This is a genomic window from Rhizobium sp. NZLR8 (assembly GCF_019685025.1).
Taxonomy (GTDB): Bacteria; Pseudomonadota; Alphaproteobacteria; order Rhizobiales; family Rhizobiaceae; genus Rhizobium.
This window is the reverse complement of the sequence record NZ_JABDVY010000001.1, coordinates 689,769-713,306: the sequence shown is the minus strand read 5'-3', so window position 1 is coordinate 713,306 and position 23,538 is coordinate 689,769. Positions and strand designations below refer to the sequence as shown.

Here is a 23,538-nt window from a genome sequence, read left to right as displayed (position 1 = left end):
GCTCTAAGGTAGGTCGACTCATGAATGTACGTTGGTAAACCGGCAAACGCCGGCCAGTGCGGAAAGGCTTTGGTGACCTGATTTGTACCTATCGATCGCTACTGCAGGTAAGGTCATCTGGGTCCTCGGGGTCGTCGTCTGGGCGATCATTCGCCGTCCTCATGCGCGCCGCGCCAAGCGCTTGCAGGTTGTTAGCGACCGCCGCACGCCTTCGGAGGCAGTAGGACTTGCCGCTGGCCTTCTTGGCCTCTCCATCATACCAGCGATCTATGTTGCAACCGGATTTCCCCTCGCTGCCGACTACCCGCCCCATCTGTGGGCCGTGGCACTTGGTGCGATACTTCTCGTCTGTGCGATGTGGGTTTTCCGTAGGACCCACAAGGCCCTCGGCAAGAATTGGTCGATAACGCTGGAGATCCGCGAAAAGCACAAACTCATCTCTCAAGGACCCTATGCCCTTGTCCGCCATCCGATGTACACATCATTTCTGCTCATGGGACTTGGCCAAGCCTTCCTCCTGTCGAACTGGGTGGCGGGACTAGCGGGGCTGCTCGGCGCCGGGATCCTCTTTTTCCTCAGAGTAGACAAAGAGGAGCGTATGATGCTGGACGTTTTCGGTCCCGAGTATCAAGCCTACATGGACAAGACAAAACGAATTATTCCTTATCTCTACTAGAGGTGGCCCCATGCGAGGTCGAGCCATTAAACTCTCCGCATCGCGACGCCTTGTCGGCGATCTGATGAAATTCTCGATCGGTGTGCCGCGCGTCACGGTGCAGCGGAAGATGAATATCAGCGCGCTCCTGGCGGCCAGAACAGCACAGCCAGTCAGGCCGTCATGGACCGTTCTCTTCTTAAAGGCATATGCACTTCTCGCACAGGAACTGCCGGACCTGCGCCGCGCTTATGTCAAGTTTCCGACGCCGCGACTTTATGAATATTCAGGAAATGTGGCGTCCATTGCCCACGAACGTGAACATGAAGGCGAGCGGATCGTTCTACTGAGCCTGATCAGGGCTCCCGAGAAGAGATCCATCACTGAGCTTCAGACCTTGATCGAGGCGGCAAGGTCCCGCCCTGTCATGGAGGTCAAGGAATTCCGGCGCATATTGAAGTTTGCACACCTTCCCGGCCCCATCAGGTGGCTTGTGATGTGGCTTGGACTGAATCTCGGTCGGCAGCGGCCGCGTTTTTTTGGCACTTTCCAATTCTCCGTCTACTCTGGCCTCGGGGCAGAATCCCTCAACCCCCTTACGCCGCTAACCACGCTTCTCAACTACGGCCCAATAGACGATGACGGGACTGTAACGGTGCGCATCCATTACGACCACAGGGTCATGGACGGTGCAAATGTTGCACGAGCGCTGGATCGGTTGGAAAACATACTGAATGGCGAAGTCACGGGGGAATTGAAGGGTCTCGCTCAGACAGGAGCCAACCCTGGCACGACAGCCTTGAGAACCGCGACATGAGCCTACAAATCGTGCTCCGTCCAGCCATCGTTGTTGTCGGCGCATCGCGCGGCATCGGGCGGGCCATCGCCAAAGTTGCCGCACGCGAGCGTGCCGCAATTGTTCTTGTTGCGCGTTCGATTGAGGGCCTCATATCGGCGGCGGCAGACGTGCGGGAGGCGGGGGGCGAGGCTTTCGTGCTGGAAATGGATCTCTTGGCCACAGATACATCGACGCGTCTGCAAAATTTCCTGTCGATAAATGCCTTGTTCTGCGATGTCCTCGTCAATAGCGCCGGTTATGGCTTGCGCGGCGCCGCGACCTTATTGCCTATCGACGACCAACTCGGAATTATCGATGTCAACATACGCGCATTAAGCGATCTGACCCTTCGCTTCTTGCCGGAAATGGCGGCGCGGCGGCGCGGCGGCGTAATCAATCTTGGCTCAGTGGCAAGCTTCCTTCCTGGGCCGAATATGGCGTTGTATTACGCCAGCAAAGGCTTCGTGCGCTCCTTTTCGGAAGCACTTCATCAAGAGTTGCGCGGCACCGGCGTGACAGTGACATGTGTCGCTCCAGGACCAGTATCGACAGAGTTTCTGGAGCGATCCGGCGCTGGCCGGTCGACGCTCTTCAAGGTTCTCCCGAAGCTGGACGCGGACTATGTGGCCGAACGAGCCTGGCGCGGCTTCAGGTCCGGGCGGCGCCTCGTCGTACCTGGTACCTCCTCTAAACTGGCCGTTTTTGCGGCGGCGCTCTTGCCCTCGACCGTCTTGCTGCCTTTGGTCAGCAGAATGCAACGCCGAACAAATGATCCATGTCCTTGTGGTTCCGGGGAAAAGTTCAAGAAATGCTGCGGCGGCGGGTGGACAACGTTTCATCGCGGCCGTCGATAAGAGTCACGTAGGGCGCCATCACTTTTTTTATAGCGCATGCGGTTTGGCTGCATTTCCGCATTCCGTTGAGCCTGCGTCATGTAGAAGATCTGCGGGCGCAGCGCGGCATTGAAGTCTCGTTCCAGACTGTCGCGGAGTCGGCCGCCAAGTTCCGCCGAGACTATGCCCGCTCCATCCGGCGGCGGTGGGAAGTTTTGCCGACAAGTGGCATCTCGGCGAAATAGTCGTTTCCATCAAGGGCAAGGGCTGGGCGCGGCTCTACTGGCATACGAGCGAGCAGAACAAGACAGCCCGGGCGCTCTACGACAGCTATGTTGAGAGCGACGGCCACATCCGCTACCGCATCAGCTTTTGAGTCTGGGAAAATCTTGGTAGAAAGCGGCGTGATCGCCCTCCCAGTTCGCCATGCCCGGTTTGGTGAGTATGCCGCGCGGGCTGATATAACTCTGAATCACCCGTTTCGGCCGTTCGTGCCATTGGATATTGAAGGCCCAGAGCTTCGGGAAGAAACAAAGTGAGGCATAGGGCAGGTGGTCGTGGATCCACCAGGCGAGCCGTTGCCAGTCGCTTTCATTGCTGTAGTGGTCGAGCATCCACGGCACGGCAATGCAGACCGCGGCACCCATGCAGCCGTCGAAGTCCCGCATATCCCAGATGTGATGCGCGGCGGTGGTAGCATTGGTCGAGCAGTTCAGATCGTTCTCGTTGCCGAACCGGTTTACCGCGGGCGAACGATAGCCGGAGCGGATATGCAGGCGCCCGAAGGTTGCTTCCAGCGGCTCCAGCAATTCCTCGCAGAGCCTCCTGCCCACCTCGATCGCCAGATCGGGATCCTCGGGGATGTTGGGAATGCGGTAGAAATCGGCAATTTCAGAATGCAGGAAATCGCGGAAGAAAAAATTCTGCGACAGCCGTACGCGGCCAAGATCCTCCAGACCCTTCATCGAACCCGGCTTACGCATGACTTTATCTTTCTCCATCGACAGCAGGAATGATCGCCCGGAGCAGATTTCCAGTCCACCCGAAATCGACCGGGAACAATTTGCGCGATCCTCGCTTCTTAATGTGTCGCCGCGTTCGCGGCCTTTCCCAGAACAAGGATCGAGAAAATGGCCAAGGAAAAGACGTTGGAAGATCTCTTCTACGATACGCTCAAGGACATCTATTTTGCCGAACGGCAGATCTTGCGCGCCCTGCCGAAGATGGCGCGCGCCGCCCAGTCTTCCGAACTGAAGGCGGGCTTCGAAAAGCATCGCGAGGAAACCGAAGGCCAGGTCGAGCGCCTGCAGCAGGTTTTCGAACTGATCGGCAAACGCGCTCAGGGCAAGACCTGCGAGGCGATCCAGGGCATTATCGCCGAGGGCGAGGAAATCATGGAGGAATTCAAGGGCACATCAGCCCTCGATGCCGGTCTGATCTCTGCTGCCCAGGCCGTCGAGCATTATGAAATCGCCCGTTACGGCACGCTGAAAACCTGGGCGGCGACACTCGGCCTCAAGGATGCCGTCCGCCTGCTCGACCAGACGCTGCAGGAGGAAACGGCGACCGACAAGACCCTTTCCCAGCTCGCCACCACGGCTGCGAACCAGAAGGCAAAGGCTGCCTGACGGATGAACAGAACGGGCGGCAGGTCTCTTGCCGGTCGCCCGCATCTTCCTAAACATATTTGAAGAAATCGATGAAGGCGCGCAGTGCCGGCCGCATCTGCCGGCGGGTGGGATAATAGAGAAACGCCCCGGAATAGGGCGCGCACCAATCCTCCAGTACCCGCACGAGGCTGCCGCTTGCCAGCTCGGCATCCACGCGCATGTCGAACAGATAGGCAAGGCCAGCGCCGTTCAGCGCCGCAAGCAGGGCCAGCCGGTCCTCGCTGACGATCAATGGCCCGTCGACGGAAACGACCAGTTCCTGCCCATCCTTTTCAAACTCCCAGCGATAGATTGAGCCGTTGGTAAAGCGCCGCTTGATGCAGCGGTGGCCGACGAGATCGCGCGGATGCTGCGGCTTCGGAAAGCGCTTGAAATAATCGGGCGAAGCGGCAATCACCGTCGTCAGATCGGGCGAGACCTTGACCGCGATCATATCGGCTTCCAGGCTCTCCTCCAGCCTTATGCCGGCATCGAACCCCTCCTTGACGATATCGGTGAAGCCGTCCTCATTGGCGATCTCCAGGGTGATATCGGGATAGAGGTTGAGAAAGTCGCCGAGGCGCGGGGCGAGCAGGAGATCGGAGGCAAAGCGCGGCGCGGTGATGCGCAGGTTTCCGGCAGGCCTGGCACGCGTATCGCGGACCGCCTCCAAAGCAATGCCGATCTCCTCGAGCGCCGGGCGAAGCCGTTCGAGAAGCAGGCGGCCCTCTTCCGTCGGCGCGACGCTGCGGGTGGTGCGCGCCAAGAGTCTGACACCCAGGCTCTCCTCGAGGCTCGAGATCGCATGGCTGACGGCCGAGGGCGCAACGAGGAGTTCCTTGGCAGCGGCCCGGAAGCTGCGATGCTCGGAGACGGCTGCGAGAACGGCAAGTTGTGCGAGCTGTGTTCGATTCATTGATCGAACAGATAGAACAACCCGTTATAAATTGCATGTATTTTCTGAGCGATACGGCAGGAATATGGTCTGTTCGTACCGCACAAACCCCCAAAAGCGGTTCAGCTCAAAAGGAGCGTAGCATGAAAACCCGAAAACTCGGAAATGATCTCACCGTCTCTGCCGTCGGCCTTGGCTGCATGGGCATGAGCTTTGCCTATGGCGCCAGCGACGAGGCAGAATCGATCAGGACCCTTCATCGCGCCATCGATCTCGGCGTCACCTTTTTCGACACCGCCGAAGTCTACGGTCCCTTCACCAACGAGGTTCTTCTCGGCAAGGCGCTGAAACCGTTTCGCGACCGGGCGGTGATCGCCACCAAGTTCGGCTTCAAGATCGATACCAGCCAGGCGGGCACTGCCGCCATCACCGGCGTCGACAGCCACCCGGAGCATGTCAGAGCGGTCGCCGAGGCCTCGCTGAAGCGCCTGGGGATCGAGACCATCGACCTCTTCTACCAGCACCGCGTCGATCCCAATGTGCCGATCGAGGACACCGTCGGCGTCATGGCCGAGCTGGTGAAGGAGGGTAAGGTCCGCGCCCTCGGCCTCTCCGAAGCCGGCAGCGCCACCATCCGCCGCGCCCATGCGGTGCATCCGATCGCAGCACTGCAGAGCGAATATTCGCTTTGGACGCGCGATCCCGAGGAGGATGTGCTTGCCACCTGCCGCGAACTCGGTATCGGCTTCGTGCCCTACAGCCCGCTCGGCCGCGGGTTCCTCACGGGCGCGATCCGCAAGGTCGACGATCTCGCCGCCGACGATTTCCGCCGGCAGGTTCCGCGTTTCCAGGCGGAGAATTTCGACGCCAACGCGGCACTCGTCGCAACGCTCGAGCGGCTTGCTGCCGACAAAGGCGTGACCGCCGCACAGCTGGCGCTAGCCTGGGTGTTGAGCCAGGGCGACAACATCGTGCCGATCCCCGGCGCCCGCAAGCTTCACCACCTCGAACAGAATGCTGCCGCTGCCGATATCGTGCTGAGTGCGGCTGAGCTTGAAGAGCTTGGCCATGCAATCCCCGTAGGGAAGGTGGCCGGCAAGCGTTATTCGGATGCCTCGCTTGCGATGACGAACCTCTGAACCCTTACTGAAACCAAAGCCCGGCCTGATGCAACCGGCCGGGCTTGCCTTGGCGGCTGGCGAAACTATCTACCGCCATCCCACCAAACGGGATGAAAACATGTCGGACAGGCAAGCAGTCGAACAGACGGTTCATCTCTATGTCGAAGGCATGGCCTTCGCCAATGAGGCAGCCTTGAAAAAGGCCTTTCACCCGAAAAGCTCAATCATCGGCTATTATCAGAATGCCGTCGAATGGCTGACGCGGGACGAGTTCATCGCCGCAATCCTGGCGGAGGAGCCTGCCCCGCCCGGAACGCAGCCGTTCATGGATATCCAAAGCGTCGATGTCGAGGGCGATGCGGCGAGCGTCAAGGTTACCGACGATTTCGCCGGAATGCGCTTCACCGATTATCTCTCGCTGCTGAAGATCGAAGGCCGCTGGACAATCGTCAGCAAGCTCTACCACCTTCATACGTGAAAAGACCGGCCGCTTAACGACCGGTCCCATTGTCTCGGCAAAGCCGGCAGGATCAGCTCCTGAGGACGCCGCCGGTGAATTTCATCACGCTGGCGATGATCTTCTGCGTCAGTGTCTCGAAATCTTCATCCGTCAGCGTACGCTCGACCGGCTGGATCTGAACCTCGATCGCCACCGACTTCTTGCCCTCGCCGACCGACGCGCCTTCGAAGATATCGAAGACATTGACGCCGGTGACCAGCTTGCGGTCGGCGCTTGTCGCAGCCTTGATGACCGCGCCTGATTCCACGGTCTTGTCCACGACGAAGGCGAAATCCCGCTTGACCGCCTGGAAAGGCGATAGATCGAGCGCCGGCTTGGTGCGAGTCGCCTTCTTCTTCGGCTCGGCCATCGCATCAAGATAGACCTCGAAACCGCAGAGCGCGCCGGAGACATCGAGCGCTTCCAAGGTCAGCGGATGGAATTCGCCGAAATAGCCAAGTACCACCTTCGGCCCCATCTTGACGGTGCCGGAGCGGCCGGGATGGTACCAATCCGGTCCACCCTGCTCGATCTGGACATTGCCCATCGGCAGGCCGCAGGCTTCGATAACGGCGAGCACATCGGCCTTGGCATCGAAGACATCGACCGGCTTGCCGCCGCCCTTGGCGGCATTCGACCAGGCGCGACCGGCGCCGGCAAGCGAGGCCGTGCCGCGGCGGATGCCGCCGGCAACGCGGCGCTGGCCGTCCGGCCTGTCATTCTCATAGGTGCCGGAGACTTCGAAGAGGGCGACGTCGGCATAACCCTTGTCGGCATTGCGCTGGGCTGCCGTCAGCAGGCCCGGCAGCAGCGAAGGGCGCATATCCGACATTTCGGCGGCGATCGGGTTGGCAAGCTTGAGGGCTGCCGCCCCGCCGCCGAAGAGTTTGGCCTGATCTTCCGGAATGAAGGACCAGGTGACGGCTTCGAGCATGCCGCGCGAAGCAAGCGCCCGCTTGGCGATGCGGGTGCGGATCTGCAGCGTCGTCAGGATCTTGCCGTTGACCGCCGCATGGCTTTCCAGCGGCGCCGGCTTGATATTGTCGACGCCGTGGATGCGCATGACCTCCTCGACGAGATCGGCCTTGCCATCGACATCGGGACGCCAGGAGGGAACGGCGACGGAGACACGCTCGCCGGAACCGGAGACCGTGAAGCCGAGGCGGGTCAGAATGCTGTTGCTTTCTTCATCCGAGACTTCGAGCCCCGTCAGCCGCTTGACCTCAGAATAAGGGAAATCGACGATCTTTGGTTCGTAACCCTTATAGCCGACGACCTCGGCCCTGGCGGCCGTGCCGCCGCAGAGTTCCAGCACCAGTTCCGTCGTGCGTTCGAGACCGGGAACCATGTAGTCCGGATCGACGCCGCGTTCGAAGCGGTAGCGGGCATCGGTGATGATGCCGAGGCTACGGCCTGATTTGGCGATGTTCATCGGGTCCCAGAGGGCGGATTCGATCAGCACGTCGACGGTGTTCTCGTCGCAGCCGGAATGTTCGCCGCCCATGATGCCGCCGATCGATTCGATGCCGTCTTCATCGGAGATGACGACATTGTTCGGGCCGAGCTTGTATTCACGTTGATCGAGCGCCAGCACGGTCTCGCCTTCGGCGGCGCGGCGGACGGTGAGGTTGCCCTTGACCTTGGCAGCGTCGAAGACGTGCATCGGCCGGCCCTGATCGAAGGTCATGTAGTTGGTGATATCAACCAGCGCATTGATCGGACGCAGGCCGATGGCGATCAGCCGCTGCTGCATCCAGCGCGGGCTCGGGCCGTTCCTGACGCCGCGCACCAAGCGCAGCGCAAAGCCCGGGCAGAGCTTCTGATCGTCGAGATCGAGCGTCAGCTTCACCGGCGTCTCGCCGTCGACGGCGAAGGATGGCGCCGGCCGGGTCTTCAGCGTACCGAGGCCGGAGGCGGCAAGATCGCGGGCAATGCCGTGGATCGACGTGCAATCCGGCCGGTTGGGCGTCAGGTTGATCTCGATGACCGGGTCGTCGAGATTGGCATAGGCGGCATAACTCTTTCCGACCGGCGCATCTTCAGGCAGATCGATGATGCCGTGGTGACTGTCGGAGATCTGCAGCTCCTTTTCGGAGCACATCATGCCATGGCTTTCGACGCCGCGGATATTGCCGACGGCAAGCGTCACATCGATACCGGGGACATAGGTGCCGGGAGCGGCAAAGGCGCCGACGAGGCCGGCGCGCGCATTCGGCGCGCCGCAGACGACCTGGACCGGCGCGCCGGCCCCGGTATCGACCATCAGCACCTTCAGGCGATCGGCCTGAGGATGTTTTTCCGCCGAGACAACTCTGGCGATGACGAAGGGCTTGAACGCCGCCTTGTCGTCGACATCCTCGACCTCCAGCCCGATCTCGGTCAGGCGCGTGCAGATTTCATCGAGGCCGGCATCCGTTTCCAGATGCTCTTTCAGCCAGGAGAGCGTGAATTTCATCGTCCCAATTCTCCGTTCAAGCGCTGAGGCCGCCGAACAGCGTCGGCATGTCGAGCGGGCGGAAGCCGTAATGCGTCATCCAGCGGACGTCGGCGTTGAAGAAGTCGCGCAGGTCGGGCATGCCGTATTTCAGCATGGCGATGCGGTCGAGGCCCATGCCCCAGGCAAAACCCTGATACTCGTCCGGATCGAGCCCGCCGTAACGCAGCACGTTCGGATGGACCATGCCGCAGCCGAGGATCTCCATCCAGTCGGTGCCTTCTCCGAACTTGACGATCGGGCCGGAGCGGTCGCACTGGATATCGACCTCGAAAGAGGGCTCGGTGAAGGGAAAGAAAGACGGGCGGAAACGCATCGTCACGCTGTCGACCTCGAAGAAGGTCTTGCAGAATTCCTCGAGCACCCAGCGGATGTTGGCGACATTGGCCTTCTTGTCGACGACCAGACCCTCGACCTGATGGAACATCGGCGAGTGCGTGGCGTCGCTGTCCTGGCGGTAGGTCTTGCCGGGGATGATGATGCGGATCGGCGGTTTCTGCGCCTCCATGGTGCGCACCTGCACCGGCGAGGTATGGGTGCGCAGCACCTTGCGCTCACCATTCTCGTCCGGATGGAAGAAGAAGGTGTCGTGCATCTCGCGGGCCGGGTGGCCTTCGGGGAAATTCAGCGCGGTGAAATTGTAATAGTCGGTCTCGATGTCGGGACCTTCGGCGATCGAGAAGCCCATGTCGGCGAAGATCGCGGTGATCTCGTCGACGATCTGGCTGATCGGATGGATGCGGCCGCGCTCGGCAGGCGAAGAGCGCACCGGCAGGCTGACATCGACCGTCTCGGCCTTCAGCCGCGCATTGATCGCCTCTTGGCGGAGCGTCGTTTTGCGGGCGGCGAGCGCCTCGGTCACCGCATTCTTCAAAACGTTGATCGCCGCGCCCTTGGTCTGGCGCTCCTCCGGCGTCATGGCGCCGAGCGTCTTCAACAGTTCGGAGACGGAGCCCTTCTTGCCGAGGGCGGAAACGCGCACGGCCTCGAGGGCCGCCTCGTCATCGGCGGCGGCGATTTCGGCGAGCAGCGATGCGTTGAGCTGGTCGATATCTGACATTGTCACTTCTTTCCGTCCAGTATCAGGCGGGCGATCGGGAGGCAGGCGGCGCCGGCCGGCGCAAGGGATATAAAGAAAGAAAAACCCGCGCTAGCCCAAACCAGCGCGGGTTTCCCAAAATCAAAAATTCAAAGCTTGGGAAGCGCTGGTTACTTGACCGCGCCTTCAAACTCGTTCGCCGTGCCGGCTTCCTTGAGGTACTCAAGAGCCTTCTTGGCGGCGCTGACCAGCGCGCCGAATGCTTCCGGCTCGTGGATTGCCATGTCGGAGAGAACCTTGCGGTCGACTTCGATGCCAGCCTTGGTCAGGCCGTCGATGAAGCGGCCGTAGGTCAGGCCGAATTCCCGGACAGCGGCGTTGATGCGCTGGATCCAGAGCGCACGGAAGTTACGCTTGTTGACCTTGCGGTCGCGGTAAGCGTACTGCTTCGAACGATCGACAGCAGCCTTGGCAGTCCGGATGGTGTTCTTGCGACGGCCGTAAAAGCCCTTTGCGGCCTTCAGAACCTTCTTGTGCTTGGCGTGAGAGGTGACGCCTCTTTTTACACGTGCCATATCATGATCTCCTTAAATCTAGCGTTCGCGGACGAGTCTCAGAGACCGTTCGGCAGGTAATTCTTGATAACCTTGCGGCCATCCGGTTCTGCGAGAACCATGGTGCCACGTGCATCGCGAATGAACTTGTTGGAACGCTTGATCATGCCATGGCGCTTGCCGGCAGCGGCAGCCTTGACCTTGCCGGTTGCGGTGATCTTGAACCGCTTCTTGGCAGAGGACTTCGTCTTCATCTTGGGCATTTTGCTACTCCTTCTGTCCTCCCTGCGCGCTTCATCAAAAAAGCCCTTCTCGCGAAGTCCGGTTCTCCGGCCGTCGCAACAAGGTGCGGGAGCGTTTGTTGTTGATCTGCGGCATCGGCGACGAACCGTTCCGCAAGCATTCGAAACTGCCACGGCATGCCCTGCCGGTCAGTTCGGACGCGCGCTTATAACCGCAGCGTTCTGAAAGTGCAACGGGGCGGCGGAGGAATCTTCGCGCATCCAGTACAAGGCCCGAATCATCATGGCCGAAAGCACAAAAGCCGCCCTTGCGGACGGCCTTGGGGCGAAAAAGTGCCTGGCGCTTACTTCGGCGCCAGCACCATCATCATCTGGCGGCCTTCGAGCTTGGGTTCGGCTTCGACCTTGGCGAACTCGATCGTATCAGCCTTGACCTGCTGCAGAAGCTTCATGCCGAGTTCCTGGTGGGCCATTTCACGGCCGCGGAACTTCAGCGTCACCTTGACCTTGTCGCCTTCGTCGAAGAAGCGACCCATCGCCTTCATCTTCACCTCATAATCATGGGTGTCGATGTTCGGGCGCATTTTGATTTCTTTGACTTCGACGATCTTCTGCTTCTTGCGCGCCTCGGCAGCCTTCTTCTGGTTGGCATATTTCAGCTTGCCCAGATCGAGGATCTTGCACACAGGCGGTTCGACATTGGGGGAAATTTCGACGAGATCGAGGCCGGCTTCCTCAGCCATTTTCAAGGCCTGGTCGGTAGGCACGACGCCCATATTCTCGCCGTCAGCCCCGATCAGCTGAACTTTGGGAATGCGGATTTCACGGTTCGAGCGCGGTCCGTCCTTCACGGGCGCGTCGGTTTTAAAAGGTCTGCGAATGGTCGTATTCTCCTCGCGTTGTTTTCGGAACGTTGCAGCCTCGCGCTCCCATATCGGGGTGCACAAACGTGTCGCGTCATCGCTGCAACGGAGTCAATATCATCCTTTAGCGGAAAAATCACCCGCTGTCAGCCTGCCAAGAATCTGTTTTATAGAGCAAAATAACAGGAGTTTCGCCGATGTTCGATCAGATGCCCAATGCCCAGCCGCAGTTCCTGACGGTCGGCGAGGGAGAGGCAGCGCGCGAGATCGCCATGCTGGTGCGCCCGGCGCAGGCCGGCAATGGCGCACCAGCGCTCGTCTGGCTGTCCGGCTACCGGTCCGACATGAGCGGCACCAAGGCGGTGGAACTCGACGGGCTGGCGGCGGAACTTGGGCTCGCCTGCATCCGTCTCGATTATTCCGGCCACGGACTGTCCGGCGGCAGCTTCAGCGACGGCACGATCTCACGCTGGCTGGAGGAAGCGCTTGCCGTCATCCGCTACGTTGCCCCCGAGCGAGTGATCCTCGTCGGCTCGTCGATGGGCGGCTGGATCGCGCTCAGGCTGGCACAGGAACTTGCGCGGCAGGACGGCCCGAAGCTCGAAGGGCCAAAACTCGAGGGGCCAAAACTTGAAGGGCCAAAACTCGAGGGGATGGTGCTGATTGCGCCGGCCCCCGATTTCACCTCCGAGCTGATCGAGCCGAACCTCAAGGCCAAGGAGCGCAAGTCGCTTGCCGAGCGGGGTTATTTCGAAGAGCGCTCGCAATATAGCCCTGAGCCGAACATCTACACACGGGCACTGCTCGAGGACGGCCGCGAAAACCGGGTGCTCGACGGCATCATCGAAACGGGCTGCCCGGTGCATATCCTCCAAGGCATGAAAGACGCCGACGTGCCGCATGCGCACGCGATGAAACTGGTCGAACATCTTCCCGCCGACGACGTGGTGCTGACATTCATTCGCGACGGCGACCACCGGCTTTCCCGCGCGAGCGATATCGCGCTTCTGCTTAGCGCCGTCAAAGGCATCATCCGTTCATCGACAAATGTGCAGATGCCCGTTTGAACAGCACCGGCCGAGAAATTCCCCTGACGCAAGCCCCCAACCCGTTGCATTTTAACCATGTCGGCGAGTCGTAAGGTGCTCCCAAGAAGTAACGATTGACTCTTCTTGGCCCTCTCCATTAACACTTTGTTAATAAATAAGGGGCGATGCGAGGAAGAGCGGGCGTGCGGATAAAGGGTATTTTTGTGGCCATGATGGCCATGTTTGCGATGGCAACGGCCGCCATACCGGCCCCCAGCAGAAATGCTTCCATGGTAACGGGCAATGCCACCTCCCAGCCAATTGGCCACTACGATTTCTGTCAGATCCACCGCAGTGAATGCGGCGCAAACCGCAATTCTGGCCCGGTCGAGATGACGCCGGCAAAGTGGTCGCTGGTGCGTTCGGTCAACGCCACGGTCAACCGCACGATCACGCCGATGACCGACAAGGAAATCTACGGCAAGGATGAGGTCTGGGCCTATCCGACCACTGCCGGCGACTGCGAGGATTTCGCGCTGCTGAAGCGCCGGACGCTGATCCAGCGCGGCTTTTCGGCTGCCGATCTGCTGATGACCGTCGTGCGCAAGCCTGACGGTGAAGGCCATGCCGTGCTGACGCTGCGCACCGCCGAGGGCGATTTCGTGCTCGACAACCTCGCCTCCGACGTCAAGCCGTGGTTTGGAACGCCCTATTCCTTCGTCAAGCGGCAGTCGAGCTACAATTCCGGCCGCTGGGTCACCATCGAGAACGGCCGCGACGTACTGGTCGGCGCACTGCGGTAAGGATTTTTGGGGGGTGTGGGGAAAGGCCGGCGAAAGTCGGCCTTTTTGTTTTTCTGGACGGCGGAGAGGCGTCTACCGTTACCTTTCGCTTCCGCTCAAGGTGTTCGTCGCTAACGCTCCTCACCCATTGCCAATCAGAATACCGGCGCCGAGCACCAGGCCGCCGCCGAGCACCACCTGGAAGGCGGCGCGCAGGAAGGGTGTTTCCATGTAGCGGTTCTGGATGAAGGCGATTGCCCAGAGTTCGAAGAAGACGACGATGGCAGCGGTGATGGTCGCCGTCCAGAAGTGCGGGATGAGGTAGGGCAGAGCGTGGCCGAGGCCGCCGAGCGCCGTCATGATGCCGCAGGCAAGGCCGCGTTTGACCGGCGAACCTCTGCCGGAGATCTTGCCGTCGTCGTGGGCGGCTTCGGTGAAGCCCATCGAGATGCCGGCGCCGACGGAGGCCGAAAGGCCGACAAGGAAAGTCTGCCAGGTATCCTGCGTGGCGAAGGCGGCGGCGAAGATCGGCGCCAGCGTCGAGACCGAGCCATCCATCAGCCCGGCAAGACCCGGCTGTACATAGGTCAGCACGAACTGCCGCCGCACTGTCTCGTTCTCGTCATGTTTGACATCTTCAGGCGTATGTTTGTCGCCCAGCATGCGGGCGATGTCCTCATGCCCTTGTTCGGCAAGGGCGAGATCGCCGAGAAGCTCGCGTGTCGAGGCGTCCGAGGTGCGTTTTGCCGCCTCGACATAGAAACGATAGGCCTGCTCCTCCATCGCCTCGGTTTCCCGCCGCATCGCATCCAGCGTAAGATTTGCCCTGAGCCAGTCGGGTTTGCGTTCGTAAAAGCCCTCGACATGTTCACGCCGGATCAGCGGAATGCGCTCGCCGAAACGCTGGCGATGGATATCGAACAACGACTTGCGATGCGTATCCTCGACCTCGGCCATATCTTCGAAGACCCTGGCGGAGGCCGGAAATTCGCGGCGCAACCTATCGGCATAGGCGAGATAGATGCGGGCATCGTCCTCCTCGGAGGCGATCGCAAGGGCGAGAATCTCCTGCTCGGACAGCGACTCGAAAGATCGTTTCGGGGATCTGAAAAACCGCGCCAGCATGACTTTCTCCAATTTTTTAGAATAATTCTAAATCTAGAGAAGGTGGCAATAGCGGTCAAGTGTGTAGGAAGACTCGCCGACAGATTGCCGCAAGGGGCGCGGATGACTTTGGCCCGTTGCCATGACGGCCTATATAAGGGCTGCCGCATCACGCGGCGCCGGGGTTTTTGGAATGATGAGTGAGATTCAGGGCCGCCCTGCCCATGTCGCGGCGATCCGCGAAAGGGCGGAGGCCGAAATGCGGGAAATGGGCGTCGACGCGGCCTTCATCGACAGGCTGGTCGAGACTTTCTACGCCCGCGTGCTTGCGCATCCCGATCTCGGCCCGGTGTTCGACGCCAGGCTGTCTGGCCGTTGGCCGGCGCATATGGCGAAGATGAAGAGCTTTTGGTCGGCGGTCGCCTTCCGCAGCGGCGCCTATGGCGGCAAGCCGGTGCAGGCGCATACCGGTGTCCAAAACCTGACGCTTGACCTCTTTCCGAAGTGGCTGTCGCTGTTTGCTGCGACGCTCGACGATATCGCCCCAACGCCAGAGGCCAAGGCCTGGTTCATGGCGACGGCGGAGCGGATCGCCAAGAGTCTGACGCTCTCGTTGTTCTACAATCCCGCCCTCGACGATCCGACCAAGAAGACGGGCTGATCCCTACTGCTTTGCGGAGAAGGTGGCGCCGGCGCTTGCGGCGACGACCAGGGCCGTTCCGGCCATCTGCAGAAGGGTCAGGGGCTGCGCCAGAATGGCAAAGCCTGCAAGCGCCGCAATCGCCGGCTCGAGACTCATCAGGATGCCGAAGGAGGTCGTCGGCATGCGCCGCAGGGCAATCAGCTCCAGCGTGTAGGGCAGCAGCGGCACGAGAATGGCGAGGCCTGCCATTTCGATCAGGCCGTAGCTATCGAGCGCCGGCACGGCGCCTGAGAAGCCGAAAGGTGTGGCGACGAGAGCGGCGACCATGAGCGACATGGAAAGCCCTTCCAACCCCTTGAAGCTTGCGCCGATCCTCTTCGTGAGCACGATATAGATCGCCCAGCCGGTTCCCGCGCCGCAGGCGAAAAGAATGCCCTGGATATTCCCAACCCAGCCTTCACCGTCATGGGCAAGAGCCAGAACGCCGAGCGCGGCAATGAGCGGCCAGACGAGACGCCGACTGAGGCCGTAGCCGATGGTCGCCACCGAAAGCGGACCGAGAAAATCGATCGCCACGGCAAGACCGAGCGGTATGCGCTCGATCGCCGCGAAGAAACTCATGGTCATCAGCGCCGTCGTCGTGCCGAGAACCAGAGCGCTTGTCCATTGCTCTCTCGTGTAGCTGAATATGCGCGGACGGACGGCGACGGCCAGAATGAGGGCGGCAAAGGCAAGGCGCAGCCAGCTGGCGCCGGCAGGTCCATAGGTGGCGATGGCGGAGGAGGAAAGTGCTGCGCCGAACTGGATCGAGGACATGGACATGAGGCACATCAGCGCGCCAGCGGCCAGGCCGCCGGATGCTGCGGGCGCTTCGATTGTCAGCACGCCGGAACCGTCGTTCGTTCTATCTTCCATGTGCATCTCCGCTTGAGCGCTCTTCATACGAAGGCGACTTGAAACCGGCAAATTCAAACTTCTGATCCAGGCAGCAAAAGAGCTGATGCATCAGCGGCGGCCGGAGAGGATCACCTCTTCAGCGTCTTCGAAGCTCATGTCGAAAACCTTCTTGCCGATCTCGAAGCTGAAGCCATTGCGGGCGAAGGCGGAGAGCTCCTTCGCCTTTCGCTTGTCGTCGAGCTCGACGCGGCGGAAGGGACCGAAGGCGCGCTTGCGGGCGAATATCGCTGCGGCATAGAGATCGTCCGCCGCCTCAAGTGCCGCCTCGACCTTATCGCCGGAGACGCCCTTGGCTGTCAGCTTCTGAGCGATCGCGCGCTTCGATTTGCCGCCGCGAACGGCCGAGCGCGTGCTGATCTCGGCATAAGCGCTATCGTCGAGCACCTTGTTGTCATAGGCAAATTTGACGGCGAAATCGGCAACGGCCTTGAGTTGCGCCGCCCTGATATCCTCGAACTTCTCCCTGGCCTTGCGAGTGATGGCGTCGAAGAGCTGCTTTTCCGTCATCATCCGCCGCTCCAGGCGATAGATGGCGGAGTTGCGCGCCCAGCTCAGCATGCGGGGTGTCGGGATATCGGATGGAACGGTCTCGTCGGTCATATCAAGCAATCAGGCTTCCAGACCCTTGAGGACATTGGCAACGTTGAGCCCGATCTCCGGCACACCGTAACCGCCCTCCATGCAGGTCAGCACCGGCAGGCCGGCAGCGGCGATCATCGCGCCCATGCGGGTGAAATCGTCAGAGGTCAGGCTGAAAAAGGAGATCGGGTCGCGTTCGAAAGTATCGACGCCGAGCGCCACGACGATCGCCTCGGCGCCGAAGGCCTTGATGCGGGCGAGCGCATCGGCAAGGGCCGAAGACCAGACCTCCCAGGGCGTGCCCGGCGGCATCGGATAATTGCGGTTGGCGCCGGTGCCATCCCCCTCGCCTTCCTCGTCGGCATGGCCGAGGAAATAGGGAAAGGCCTGCATGGGATCGCCATGCAGCGAGGCAGTGAAGACATCGCCTCTGTGATAGAAGAGATCCTGCGTGCCGTTGCCATGGTGGAAATCGACGTCGAGCACGGCAACTTTGGCCGCGCCGCGGTCGAGCAGCCGCTGCGCCGCCACGCCCGAATTGTTGATGAAGCAGTAGCCGCCGAAGAGATCGATGCCGGCATGGTGGCCGGGCGGGCGGCAGAGCGCGAAGGCGAAACGATGGCCCTGCGCCAACCAGTCGGCGCCTGACACCGCGCAGCGCATCGAGGCAATCGCCGCCTCATAGGAGCCCTTGGTGATCGAGGTGTCGGCGGCATTGGCATAATGGCCGATCGCGCCGACGATATTTTCGGGCACACGCTGGCTGGTGCGGCGCACCGGGAAGGAATTGGCGATCGCCTCCCCTTCGAACCCCGCCGCCACCCAGCGATCCCAGACGGTGGCGAGAAAATCGAGATAGGCAGGATCATGCACCTTCCCAGCCGTTTCCAGTCCGTGCGCATCGGGCGCGACGACATCGGCAAAGCCCGCCTCCTTCACCGCCGCGAGGATCCATTCGGCCCGGAACGGCGCCTCGAAGGGCGTCACCAGTTGACCGGCGTAAAGCTCGGTCCTGGCGTCGCGCAGCTTGTGGTCTTCGGAATAGATGACGCGCATTTCAGATCCTGCCGTTGGTTGAAGTCGAGATTTACACGGGTTGACCCCAGCAAAAAAGCCGCAGGAGGCATTGATCGCCGAGGCAGATAACGCCACCTTCACCAGTGTTTTGAGAACGAGGAAATTTCCCGCATGAAAGTGCTGATGGTCGATGTCGACGGCGTGCTCATTCATGGTCGCCCGGCCGACGGCCTGCCGCACTTCACCTATCTCGAGCGCGATCTCGGGCTGCGCCTCGAGCTGTTGCAGCAGGAATTCTTCCAGACCTGCTGGGGCGATATCATCATCGGCCGTGAGCCGTTGGAGCCCGGGCTTGCCAAAGTGCTGGCAAAGATCGCGCCCCATCTCAGCGCCGCGACGCTGATCGATTACTGGTTCGAAAACGATCGCCGCCTCGATCTCGACTTGCTGAAAGAGCTTGCCGCGCTCCGGCAAAGCGGCATCACGCTTTTCCTGGCGACCAACCAGGAGCACAGGCGGGCGCGCTACCTGATGGAAGAGGCTGGCCTCGGCGCGCATTTCGACGGCATCCTCTATTCCGCAGCGCTCGGGCACCGCAAACCTTCGCCTGAGTTTTTCCGGCTGGCGACCGAGCGGGCCGGCGCCCTGCCCGGCGAAATCGCCTTTATCGACGATATGGCGGAAAATATCGAAGCGGCGCGGCAGTTCGGCTGGAGTGCGGCGCAATGGACGGCGGGCGCTAGGCTGCACGAGACGCTTTCCGCCTTCAGCCATCCGCGATAAGCCGTCTGGGATGAGCCGGGCCGGCGCAATCAGGCGAGCCGCTTATAGAACAGGGTGGTATCGCAGAAGCCGCCTTGCGGCCACAGCGCATAATCCGGGATGACACCGACGCGCTGCCAGCCGAGGCGCGGATAGATCGCCTCGGCATCGCTGCCGGTTGCCGTATCAAGCACCAGCAAGGTCTTGCCACGCCTTGCCGCCTCGCGCTCGGCGGCATCCATCAGCAGCCGGGCAAGGCCACGCCCGCGGGCGGAGCGATGCACCAAGAGCTTCTTCAGATCGCCGCGATGCGGCTGGTTCGGCATCTGCGCGGCGCCTACCTGCACCGTGCCGACGATCTGACCGTCGAGTTCGGCGACCAGCAGCAGGTTCCCGCCGGAGGCGACCGCATCGGCGACATCGCGCCAATAGGGCACGGCATCCTCAGACCCGTAAGGTTGCATGAAGCCGACGGAAGCGCCGCCCGCGACGCAATCGGCAAGCACCTGCGCCAGCGCCGGAATGGCGGCGCGCGCCTCCTCGGCAGAAAGGGTACGAATGTCGGCCATGCTGTTCTCCTGAAATGAAGCTGTTAGCGGCCGCCGCGATCGAGCACGACGCAATAGCTCGCCGGGGCATGGCCGGGATTGTGGAAGACATGGCCCTCGCCGACGGGCATGAAGAGACAATCGCCGGGGCGCAGCCGATAGACCACCTCCCCCGCCGTCATCTCCAGCTCGCCGTCGAACAGCCAGACATGCTGGGTCATGCCATGGGCGCTGGCATGCGGGGGGAAGCTGACGCGGGCGCCGGCCGGAAATTCGACTTCGACGATGTCGACATCGGAGGCGGTGCCCGGAGCCGACACAGACCTTCTGAGATAACCGGTCTCCGGGTCGCGCCAGACCTGCTGCTCATGCCGGCGGGCAAGCGGCGAGGCCTGCTGCCCTTCCTCAGCGAAGAAGGCCGAGAGCGACAGGCCGAGGGCGGCGCAAATTCTGGCCAGCAGCGAGGCGGTCGGGCTCGCCTCCGCCCGCTCGATGCGCGAAATCATCGCCCGGCTGACGCCGGAAAACGCGGCAAGATCCTCCAGCGTCAAGCCCTTTTCCAGCCGCAGCTTGCGGATGCGGATGCCGATTGCCTGTTCCAGTTGGTCTTCCATCTCTAGATCCATGATTCCACTATAAGAGAAATACATGATCCGATGATGGAATCAACTCTCTTCAGGCGGTCGGCGCTGACCTTGCTTTCGCCACAGCCTCGCCGATATATGGCAGCGCAATTCAGATGGGAGAAAACGATGGACGCCAGCACGCAGAGCACCGAACTGACGGCAAGCTTCACGGCCGCCGCCTGGGACAGGATCGCGCCCGTTATGGCCAAGATCGAGGTCTTGCCGCTTCTTACCCGCCTGTCCGACGGCACGCTACTGCCGGAGGTTTTCCGGCACTACATTCTGCAGGATGCGCTCTACCTGAAGCATTATGCGCGCTGCCTGGCGATCGTCGCGGCCAAGGCGCCCGACAATGCGCAGGTGCTGCGCTTCCTCGGTTCGGCGCAGAAGGCGATCACCGTCGAGCAGGGCCTGCATGCAGGCTTCCTCACCCAGTTCGGCATCACCTCCGCGGATGTGACATCAGCCGAACCCTCGCCTGCCTGCTTTGCCTATACCAACTTCCTGCTTGCCACCGCCTATCACCGCTCCTACGCGGTGGCGCTTTCTTCCATCCTTCCCTGCTTCTGGATCTACTGGCACGTCGGCGAGGCGATCAAGAACCGGCCGGCGATCGAGGGCAACGCCTTCCAGGCCTGGATCAACACCTATGGCGATCCGCAATTTGCCGCCGGTGCCCGCGAGGTGATCGCGCTGACCGACATTGCCGCCCGCGCCGCGTCACCGGTGGAGCGCGCCGAGATGAGCGATGTCTTCGTGCGCGCCTCGCAATATGAATGGATGTTCTGGGATTCAGCCTGGCGGCTGGAGACGTGGCCGGTCTGATCCGCGGCCGACCGGCCGACAAAATAGCGTAAACAGCGGGATAATTACCGCTTTGCGGCAGGGGGCGGCGCTGCTATATGGCGCGCATGAGCACCAATTCCACCACTCCGCTGTCCCATATCCGCAACTTTTCGATCGTGGCCCACATCGACCACGGCAAATCGACGCTGGCCGACCGGCTGATCCAGACGACGGGCGGCCTTGCCGAGCGCGAAATGTCCGAGCAGGTGCTCGACAATATGGATATCGAGCGCGAGCGCGGCATCACCATCAAGGCCCAGACCGTGCGCCTGCATTACCAGGCGAACAATGGCGAGAAATATATTCTCAACCTGATCGACACGCCCGGCCATGTCGACTTCGCCTACGAAGTCTCGCGATCGCTATCGGCCTGCGAGGGCTCGCTGCTCGTCGTCGACGCCAGCCAGGGCGTCGAGGCGCAGACGCTCGCCAACGTCTACCAGGCGATCGACAACAACCACGAAATCGTCACGGTCCTCAACAAGATCGACCTGCCGGCCGCCGAACCCGACCGCATCAGGGAGCAGATTGAGGAAGTGATCGGCATCGACGCTTCGGAGGCCGTGCTGATTTCGGCCAAGACCGGCCTCGGCATTCCCGACGTGCTGGAGGCGATCGTTAACAAGCTGCCGGCGCCGAAGAGCCCCGGCGGCGACAAAGCGCCGCTGAAGGCGCTGCTGGTCGACAGCTGGTACGACACCTATCTCGGCGTCATGGTTCTCGTGCGCATCATCGATGGCGTGCTGACTAAGGGTCAGACGATCCGCATGATGGGCACCGATGCGAAATACCAGGTGGAGCGCGTCGGCGTGCTGACGCCGAAGATGGTCAATATCGACAGCCTCGGCCCCGGCGAGATCGGTTTCATCACCGCCTCGATCAAAGAAGTGGCCGATACCCGCGTCGGCGATACGATCACTGAGGACAAGCGGCCGACCGCCCAAGCGCTGCCGGGCTTCAAGCCGGCGCAGCCGGTGGTGTTCTGCGGCCTGTTCCCGGTCGATGCCGCCGACTTCGAGGATCTGCGCGCCGCCATGGGCAAGCTTCGCCTCAACGACGCCTCGTTCTCCTTCGAAATGGAATCGTCGGCTGCCCTTGGCTTCGGTTTCCGTTGCGGCTTCCTCGGCCTCCTGCATCTCGAAATCATTCAGGAGCGGCTGGAGCGCGAGTTCGACCTCGACCTCATCGCCACCGCACCCTCCGTCGTCTACAAGATGTTCATGACCGACGGCACGGAGCGCGAGTTGCACAACCCGGCCGACATGCCCGATGTCGTCAAGATCTCCGAAATCCACGAGCCGTGGATCCGCGCGACGATCCTGACGCCTGACGATTATCTCGGTGGCATTCTGAAGCTTTGCCAGGACCGCCGCGGCATCCAGATCGAACTCACCTATGTCGGCACGCGCGCGATGCTGACCTATGACTTGCCGCTCAATGAAGTCGTCTTCGATTTCTACGATCGGCTGAAGTCGATCTCGAAGGGCTACGCCTCCTTCGACTATACGCTGACCGACCACCGCGAGGGCAACCTGGTGAAGATGTCGATCCTCGTCAATGGCGAGCCGGTCGACGCGCTATCGATGATGGTGCACCGGACGGCGGCCGAAAAGCGCGGCCGCGACATGTGCGAAAAGCTCAAGGAGCTGATCCCGAAGCACATGTTCAAGATTCCGATCCAGGCGGCGATCGGCGGCAATGTCATCGCCCGCGAGACCATCTCGGCGTTGCGCAAGGACGTGACGGCGAAATGCTACGGCGGCGACGCCACCCGCAAGCGCAAGCTGCTCGACAAGCAGAAGGCCGGCAAGAAGCGCATGCGCCAGTTCGGCAAGGTCGAGATTCCGCAGGAAGCGTTCATTGCAGCGCTGAAGATGGGCGACGAGTAACGCTTCTCAATGGCATCTGATGCGCATATAGTGTGCGCATCAAACCAAGGAGATCGTCATGGCGCAGCATGCGAGAAAAGCAGCGAACCTCTCTCTCGATGAAGGTCTCGTCTCGCAGGCGCGCGACCTCAAGATCAATATATCCAGGGCGGCGGAAGATGGAATCGCGAAAGCCATAAAGGCGGAACGCGAGCGGCTGTGGCGTATCGAGAATGCCGAGGCCATCGCCGCTTCCAATGCCTATGTCGAAAAGCACGGCCTGCCGTTTCAGAAATATCGCCAATTCTGATGGCGCGGTTTCACGTCTACAATCTCGTGCATACCGATGCGCTTGCTCTCGATCTGCAGTCAGATCTGCATGGCGAGCTGACGACGCGGATCATGGCACCGATGCTTCCGCTGCAAGCTCTTCCCAAAATAATGCGCCAGCTCAATCCGCAATTCGTGATCAACCACGTGCCATACGTGATGGCGACCCAATTTGTCGGTGCGATTTCCATTAAAGAGATCGGCGTCGTCGCCCCGGATCTCACCTCCGACAGCGATCGTATCACCAGCGCCCTGGATTTTCTCTTCCAGGGCTTCTGAGCCGTCATCCCTTGCCCATATACTCCTTCACCAGCCCCTCATAAGCGTCCATTTCGGGCAGCGCCTCATAGCTGTGCACGGCGCCGGTCTCGGCAAAGGCCAGCTTCTCGCTCGTCCAGGTCTCGATGAAGGGGGTGAACCAGCTGGGATCGCCGAGCATGGTGACACGCAGGTTGACAAACCAGTCCATGCCTTCCGGACGGGTGAACATCCAGCTCATGCAATGCGGGCAGAAATAATGTTTCGTAACGCCGTGCAGGCCGCCGATGACGGGCTCGCCTTTCGTCACCTCGAAGCCTTCACTGGGGATGGCGGCGCTGAGCGAATAGGCGCTCGCGGTCATCCTCTGGCAGCCTGTGCAATGGCAGGCCATGGTCAGCAGCGGCGGCGCGCTGATCTTCAACCGCACCTGGCCGCAACGGCAGCCGCCTTCCATGGGTAGGGTTTGCGCTGTCATGATATTTCTCCCGTTTGCCGATGATCTAGC

The 23,538-nt window shown here is 61.2% G+C and carries 28 protein-coding genes and 1 pseudogene; 15 read left to right on the top strand and 14 right to left on the bottom strand.

The window, feature by feature from the left end; all coding sequences use genetic code 11:
* The first annotated feature begins 82 nt into the window (after nucleotides 1-82).
* The 4 genes and pseudogenes from HJB89_RS03435 to HJB89_RS03420 all read left to right on the top strand — a co-directional run.
* Entirely contained in the window at nucleotides 83-676 is a 594-nt protein-coding gene (locus HJB89_RS03435) for a protein-S-isoprenylcysteine O-methyltransferase (RefSeq protein WP_207582546.1), read from the top strand.
* Nucleotides 677-686: 10 nt separating this feature from the next.
* Nucleotides 687-1,472 (top strand): hypothetical protein, encoded by a 786-nt coding sequence (locus HJB89_RS03430; protein ID WP_221132380.1) that lies wholly within the window; start codon nucleotides 687-689, stop codon nucleotides 1,470-1,472.
* Nucleotides 1,469-2,347 (top strand): SDR family oxidoreductase, encoded by an 879-nt coding sequence (locus HJB89_RS03425; RefSeq protein ID WP_207582544.1) that lies wholly within the window; start codon nucleotides 1,469-1,471, stop codon nucleotides 2,345-2,347. Before HJB89_RS03430 ends, HJB89_RS03425 begins: the two co-directional genes overlap by 4 nt.
* A gap of 17 nt (nucleotides 2,348-2,364) precedes the next feature.
* A pseudogene (locus tag HJB89_RS03420) lies at nucleotides 2,365-2,612 on the top strand (IS6 family transposase); the annotation flags it as partial.
* A gap of 79 nt (nucleotides 2,613-2,691) precedes the next feature.
* On the opposite strand, the gene HJB89_RS03410 reads toward HJB89_RS03420, so the two are convergent.
* On the bottom strand, nucleotides 2,692-3,309 hold the full coding sequence (locus HJB89_RS03410; RefSeq protein ID WP_221116665.1) for a hypothetical protein: 618 nt from the start codon (nucleotides 3,307-3,309) through the stop codon (nucleotides 2,692-2,694).
* 147 nt (nucleotides 3,310-3,456) lie between these two features.
* On the opposite strand from HJB89_RS03410, the gene HJB89_RS03405 reads away from it, so the two are divergent.
* Nucleotides 3,457-3,954 (top strand): ferritin-like domain-containing protein, encoded by a 498-nt coding sequence (locus HJB89_RS03405; RefSeq protein ID WP_007633960.1) that lies wholly within the window; start codon nucleotides 3,457-3,459, stop codon nucleotides 3,952-3,954.
* A gap of 49 nt (nucleotides 3,955-4,003) precedes the next feature.
* On the opposite strand, the gene HJB89_RS03400 is transcribed toward HJB89_RS03405, so the two are convergent.
* Nucleotides 4,004-4,891 carry a LysR family transcriptional regulator gene (locus HJB89_RS03400; protein ID WP_207582542.1) on the bottom strand — a complete coding sequence of 296 codons (888 nt, stop codon included), beginning with the start codon at nucleotides 4,889-4,891 and terminating at the stop codon, nucleotides 4,004-4,006.
* Nucleotides 4,892-5,013: 122 nt separating this feature from the next.
* On the opposite strand from HJB89_RS03400, the gene HJB89_RS03395 reads away from it, so the two are divergent.
* Nucleotides 5,014-6,009, top strand: a complete 996-nt coding sequence (locus tag HJB89_RS03395; RefSeq protein WP_221148930.1) for an aldo/keto reductase — start codon at nucleotides 5,014-5,016, stop codon at nucleotides 6,007-6,009.
* A gap of 100 nt (nucleotides 6,010-6,109) precedes the next feature.
* Complete coding sequence (locus HJB89_RS03390; protein WP_003583630.1) at nucleotides 6,110-6,469, top strand: nuclear transport factor 2 family protein; 360 nt, start codon at nucleotides 6,110-6,112, stop codon at nucleotides 6,467-6,469.
* A 52-nt stretch (nucleotides 6,470-6,521) separates the two neighbouring features.
* Here the strand turns inward: HJB89_RS03390 and pheT are convergent, their stop codons facing one another.
* The 5 genes from pheT to infC form a co-directional block, all read right to left on the bottom strand.
* On the bottom strand, nucleotides 6,522-8,945 hold the full coding sequence (gene pheT, locus HJB89_RS03385; RefSeq protein WP_221148928.1) for a phenylalanine--tRNA ligase subunit beta: 2,424 nt from the start codon (nucleotides 8,943-8,945) through the stop codon (nucleotides 6,522-6,524).
* Between the two features lie 16 nt (nucleotides 8,946-8,961).
* Entirely contained in the window at nucleotides 8,962-10,044 is a 1,083-nt protein-coding gene (pheS, locus tag HJB89_RS03380; RefSeq protein WP_207582539.1) for a phenylalanine--tRNA ligase subunit alpha, read from the bottom strand.
* Nucleotides 10,045-10,193: 149 nt separating this feature from the next.
* On the bottom strand, nucleotides 10,194-10,598 hold the full coding sequence (gene rplT / locus HJB89_RS03375; protein ID WP_003555927.1) for a 50S ribosomal protein L20: 405 nt from the start codon (nucleotides 10,596-10,598) through the stop codon (nucleotides 10,194-10,196).
* Nucleotides 10,599-10,636: 38 nt separating this feature from the next.
* The gene (rpmI, locus tag HJB89_RS03370) at nucleotides 10,637-10,840 is read right to left on the bottom strand and encodes a 50S ribosomal protein L35 (protein WP_003544621.1); all 204 of its coding nucleotides are present in this window, start codon (nucleotides 10,838-10,840) and stop codon (nucleotides 10,637-10,639) included.
* Nucleotides 10,841-11,163: 323 nt separating this feature from the next.
* Complete coding sequence (gene infC / locus HJB89_RS03365) at nucleotides 11,164-11,700, bottom strand: translation initiation factor IF-3 (protein ID WP_081525788.1); 537 nt, start codon at nucleotides 11,698-11,700, stop codon at nucleotides 11,164-11,166.
* Between the two features lie 179 nt (nucleotides 11,701-11,879).
* On the opposite strand from infC, the gene HJB89_RS03360 reads away from it, so the two are divergent.
* On the top strand, nucleotides 11,880-12,749 hold the full coding sequence (locus HJB89_RS03360) for a carboxylesterase (protein WP_207582538.1): 870 nt from the start codon (nucleotides 11,880-11,882) through the stop codon (nucleotides 12,747-12,749).
* Nucleotides 12,750-12,913: 164 nt separating this feature from the next.
* Complete coding sequence (locus HJB89_RS03355; protein ID WP_207582537.1) at nucleotides 12,914-13,513, top strand: transglutaminase-like cysteine peptidase; 600 nt, start codon at nucleotides 12,914-12,916, stop codon at nucleotides 13,511-13,513.
* Nucleotides 13,514-13,633: 120 nt separating this feature from the next.
* Here the strand turns inward: HJB89_RS03355 and mbfA are convergent, their stop codons facing one another.
* On the bottom strand, nucleotides 13,634-14,617 hold the full coding sequence (mbfA, locus tag HJB89_RS03350) for an iron exporter MbfA (RefSeq protein WP_221116659.1): 984 nt from the start codon (nucleotides 14,615-14,617) through the stop codon (nucleotides 13,634-13,636).
* Between the two features lie 172 nt (nucleotides 14,618-14,789).
* On the opposite strand from mbfA, the gene HJB89_RS03345 reads away from it, so the two are divergent.
* The gene (locus tag HJB89_RS03345; RefSeq protein WP_221116658.1) at nucleotides 14,790-15,257 is read left to right on the top strand and encodes a group III truncated hemoglobin; all 468 of its coding nucleotides are present in this window, start codon (nucleotides 14,790-14,792) and stop codon (nucleotides 15,255-15,257) included.
* A 3-nt stretch (nucleotides 15,258-15,260) separates the two neighbouring features.
* On the opposite strand, the gene HJB89_RS03340 is transcribed toward HJB89_RS03345, so the two are convergent.
* The 3 genes from HJB89_RS03340 to HJB89_RS03330 form a co-directional block, all read right to left on the bottom strand.
* Nucleotides 15,261-16,154, bottom strand: coding sequence for a DMT family transporter (locus HJB89_RS03340; protein ID WP_221148925.1), 894 nt, complete (start codon nucleotides 16,152-16,154; stop codon nucleotides 15,261-15,263).
* A 90-nt stretch (nucleotides 16,155-16,244) separates the two neighbouring features.
* Nucleotides 16,245-16,796, bottom strand: coding sequence for a recombination regulator RecX (gene recX, locus HJB89_RS03335; protein WP_221149023.1), 552 nt, complete (start codon nucleotides 16,794-16,796; stop codon nucleotides 16,245-16,247).
* A 9-nt stretch (nucleotides 16,797-16,805) separates the two neighbouring features.
* Nucleotides 16,806-17,831: a histone deacetylase family protein gene (locus tag HJB89_RS03330; protein WP_221116656.1), complete on the bottom strand. Its 1,026-nt coding sequence runs from the start codon at nucleotides 17,829-17,831 to the stop codon at nucleotides 16,806-16,808.
* A gap of 132 nt (nucleotides 17,832-17,963) precedes the next feature.
* Here HJB89_RS03330 and HJB89_RS03325 point away from each other — a divergent pair, with 132 nt between their 5' ends.
* The gene (locus HJB89_RS03325) at nucleotides 17,964-18,575 is read left to right on the top strand and encodes an HAD-IA family hydrolase (protein ID WP_221116655.1); all 612 of its coding nucleotides are present in this window, start codon (nucleotides 17,964-17,966) and stop codon (nucleotides 18,573-18,575) included.
* Nucleotides 18,576-18,604: 29 nt separating this feature from the next.
* Here the strand turns inward: HJB89_RS03325 and HJB89_RS03320 are convergent, their stop codons facing one another.
* Both HJB89_RS03320 and HJB89_RS03315 read right to left on the bottom strand, forming a co-directional pair.
* Nucleotides 18,605-19,123 carry a GNAT family N-acetyltransferase gene (locus HJB89_RS03320; RefSeq protein WP_207582531.1) on the bottom strand — a complete coding sequence of 173 codons (519 nt, stop codon included), beginning with the start codon at nucleotides 19,121-19,123 and terminating at the stop codon, nucleotides 18,605-18,607.
* 23 nt (nucleotides 19,124-19,146) lie between these two features.
* On the bottom strand, nucleotides 19,147-19,716 hold the full coding sequence (locus HJB89_RS03315; RefSeq protein WP_221148924.1) for an XRE family transcriptional regulator: 570 nt from the start codon (nucleotides 19,714-19,716) through the stop codon (nucleotides 19,147-19,149).
* Nucleotides 19,717-19,854: 138 nt separating this feature from the next.
* On the opposite strand from HJB89_RS03315, the gene tenA reads away from it, so the two are divergent.
* The 4 genes from tenA to HJB89_RS03295 all read left to right on the top strand — a co-directional run bounded on the left by tenA (nucleotide 19,855) and on the right by HJB89_RS03295 (nucleotide 23,051).
* Nucleotides 19,855-20,553: a thiaminase II gene (gene tenA / locus HJB89_RS03310; RefSeq protein ID WP_221132371.1), complete on the top strand. Its 699-nt coding sequence runs from the start codon at nucleotides 19,855-19,857 to the stop codon at nucleotides 20,551-20,553.
* Nucleotides 20,554-20,630: 77 nt separating this feature from the next.
* Nucleotides 20,631-22,463: a translation elongation factor 4 gene (gene lepA, locus HJB89_RS03305; RefSeq protein WP_221116653.1), complete on the top strand. Its 1,833-nt coding sequence runs from the start codon at nucleotides 20,631-20,633 to the stop codon at nucleotides 22,461-22,463.
* Nucleotides 22,464-22,521: 58 nt separating this feature from the next.
* A complete protein-coding gene (locus HJB89_RS03300; protein WP_088940105.1) occupies nucleotides 22,522-22,752 on the top strand; it encodes a type II toxin-antitoxin system CcdA family antitoxin in 231 nt (76 codons plus the stop codon).
* Nucleotides 22,752-23,051, top strand: a complete 300-nt coding sequence (locus HJB89_RS03295; RefSeq protein WP_221148922.1) for a CcdB family protein — start codon at nucleotides 22,752-22,754, stop codon at nucleotides 23,049-23,051. Before HJB89_RS03300 ends, HJB89_RS03295 begins: the two co-directional genes overlap by 1 nt.
* Before the next feature lie 4 nt (nucleotides 23,052-23,055).
* Here the strand turns inward: HJB89_RS03295 and HJB89_RS03290 are convergent, their stop codons facing one another.
* Nucleotides 23,056-23,508 carry a GFA family protein gene (locus HJB89_RS03290; protein WP_221116651.1) on the bottom strand — a complete coding sequence of 151 codons (453 nt, stop codon included), beginning with the start codon at nucleotides 23,506-23,508 and terminating at the stop codon, nucleotides 23,056-23,058.
* Nucleotides 23,509-23,538: the final 30 nt, after the last annotated feature.

What these genes read in the sequence shown, in the direction of transcription:
- pheT (WP_221148928.1), bottom strand. Translation starts at nt 8,945, where the DNA reads ATGAAATTCACGCTCTCCTGGCTGAAAGAGCATCTGGAAACGGATGCC.
- HJB89_RS03405 (WP_007633960.1), top strand. Translation starts at nt 3,457, where the DNA reads ATGGCCAAGGAAAAGACGTTGGAAGATCTCTTCTACGATACGCTCAAG.
- HJB89_RS03410 (WP_221116665.1), bottom strand. Translation starts at nt 3,309, where the DNA reads ATGCGTAAGCCGGGTTCGATGAAGGGTCTGGAGGATCTTGGCCGCGTA.
- tenA (WP_221132371.1), top strand. Translation starts at nt 19,855, where the DNA reads ATGGACGCCAGCACGCAGAGCACCGAACTGACGGCAAGCTTCACGGCC.
- rpmI (WP_003544621.1), bottom strand. Translation starts at nt 10,840, where the DNA reads ATGCCCAAGATGAAGACGAAGTCCTCTGCCAAGAAGCGGTTCAAGATC.
- HJB89_RS03290 (WP_221116651.1), bottom strand. Translation starts at nt 23,508, where the DNA reads ATGACAGCGCAAACCCTACCCATGGAAGGCGGCTGCCGTTGCGGCCAG.
- rplT (WP_003555927.1), bottom strand. Translation starts at nt 10,598, where the DNA reads ATGGCACGTGTAAAAAGAGGCGTCACCTCTCACGCCAAGCACAAGAAG.
- HJB89_RS03325 (WP_221116655.1), top strand. Translation starts at nt 17,964, where the DNA reads ATGAAAGTGCTGATGGTCGATGTCGACGGCGTGCTCATTCATGGTCGC.
- HJB89_RS03340 (WP_221148925.1), bottom strand. Translation starts at nt 16,154, where the DNA reads ATGGAAGATAGAACGAACGACGGTTCCGGCGTGCTGACAATCGAAGCG.
- mbfA (WP_221116659.1), bottom strand. Translation starts at nt 14,617, where the DNA reads ATGCTGGCGCGGTTTTTCAGATCCCCGAAACGATCTTTCGAGTCGCTG.
- HJB89_RS03330 (WP_221116656.1), bottom strand. Translation starts at nt 17,831, where the DNA reads ATGCGCGTCATCTATTCCGAAGACCACAAGCTGCGCGACGCCAGGACC.
- HJB89_RS03395 (WP_221148930.1), top strand. Translation starts at nt 5,014, where the DNA reads ATGAAAACCCGAAAACTCGGAAATGATCTCACCGTCTCTGCCGTCGGC.
- HJB89_RS03300 (WP_088940105.1), top strand. Translation starts at nt 22,522, where the DNA reads ATGGCGCAGCATGCGAGAAAAGCAGCGAACCTCTCTCTCGATGAAGGT.
- HJB89_RS03390 (WP_003583630.1), top strand. Translation starts at nt 6,110, where the DNA reads ATGTCGGACAGGCAAGCAGTCGAACAGACGGTTCATCTCTATGTCGAA.
- HJB89_RS03425 (WP_207582544.1), top strand. Translation starts at nt 1,469, where the DNA reads ATGAGCCTACAAATCGTGCTCCGTCCAGCCATCGTTGTTGTCGGCGCA.
- HJB89_RS03345 (WP_221116658.1), top strand. Translation starts at nt 14,790, where the DNA reads ATGATGAGTGAGATTCAGGGCCGCCCTGCCCATGTCGCGGCGATCCGC.
- HJB89_RS03295 (WP_221148922.1), top strand. Translation starts at nt 22,752, where the DNA reads ATGGCGCGGTTTCACGTCTACAATCTCGTGCATACCGATGCGCTTGCT.
- HJB89_RS03320 (WP_207582531.1), bottom strand. Translation starts at nt 19,123, where the DNA reads ATGGCCGACATTCGTACCCTTTCTGCCGAGGAGGCGCGCGCCGCCATT.
- HJB89_RS03315 (WP_221148924.1), bottom strand. Translation starts at nt 19,716, where the DNA reads ATGGAAGACCAACTGGAACAGGCAATCGGCATCCGCATCCGCAAGCTG.
- HJB89_RS03400 (WP_207582542.1), bottom strand. Translation starts at nt 4,891, where the DNA reads ATGAATCGAACACAGCTCGCACAACTTGCCGTTCTCGCAGCCGTCTCC.
- lepA (WP_221116653.1), top strand. Translation starts at nt 20,631, where the DNA reads ATGGCGCGCATGAGCACCAATTCCACCACTCCGCTGTCCCATATCCGC.
- recX (WP_221149023.1), bottom strand. Translation starts at nt 16,796, where the DNA reads ATGACCGACGAGACCGTTCCATCCGATATCCCGACACCCCGCATGCTG.
- HJB89_RS03430 (WP_221132380.1), top strand. Translation starts at nt 687, where the DNA reads ATGCGAGGTCGAGCCATTAAACTCTCCGCATCGCGACGCCTTGTCGGC.
- pheS (WP_207582539.1), bottom strand. Translation starts at nt 10,044, where the DNA reads ATGTCAGATATCGACCAGCTCAACGCATCGCTGCTCGCCGAAATCGCC.
- HJB89_RS03360 (WP_207582538.1), top strand. Translation starts at nt 11,880, where the DNA reads ATGTTCGATCAGATGCCCAATGCCCAGCCGCAGTTCCTGACGGTCGGC.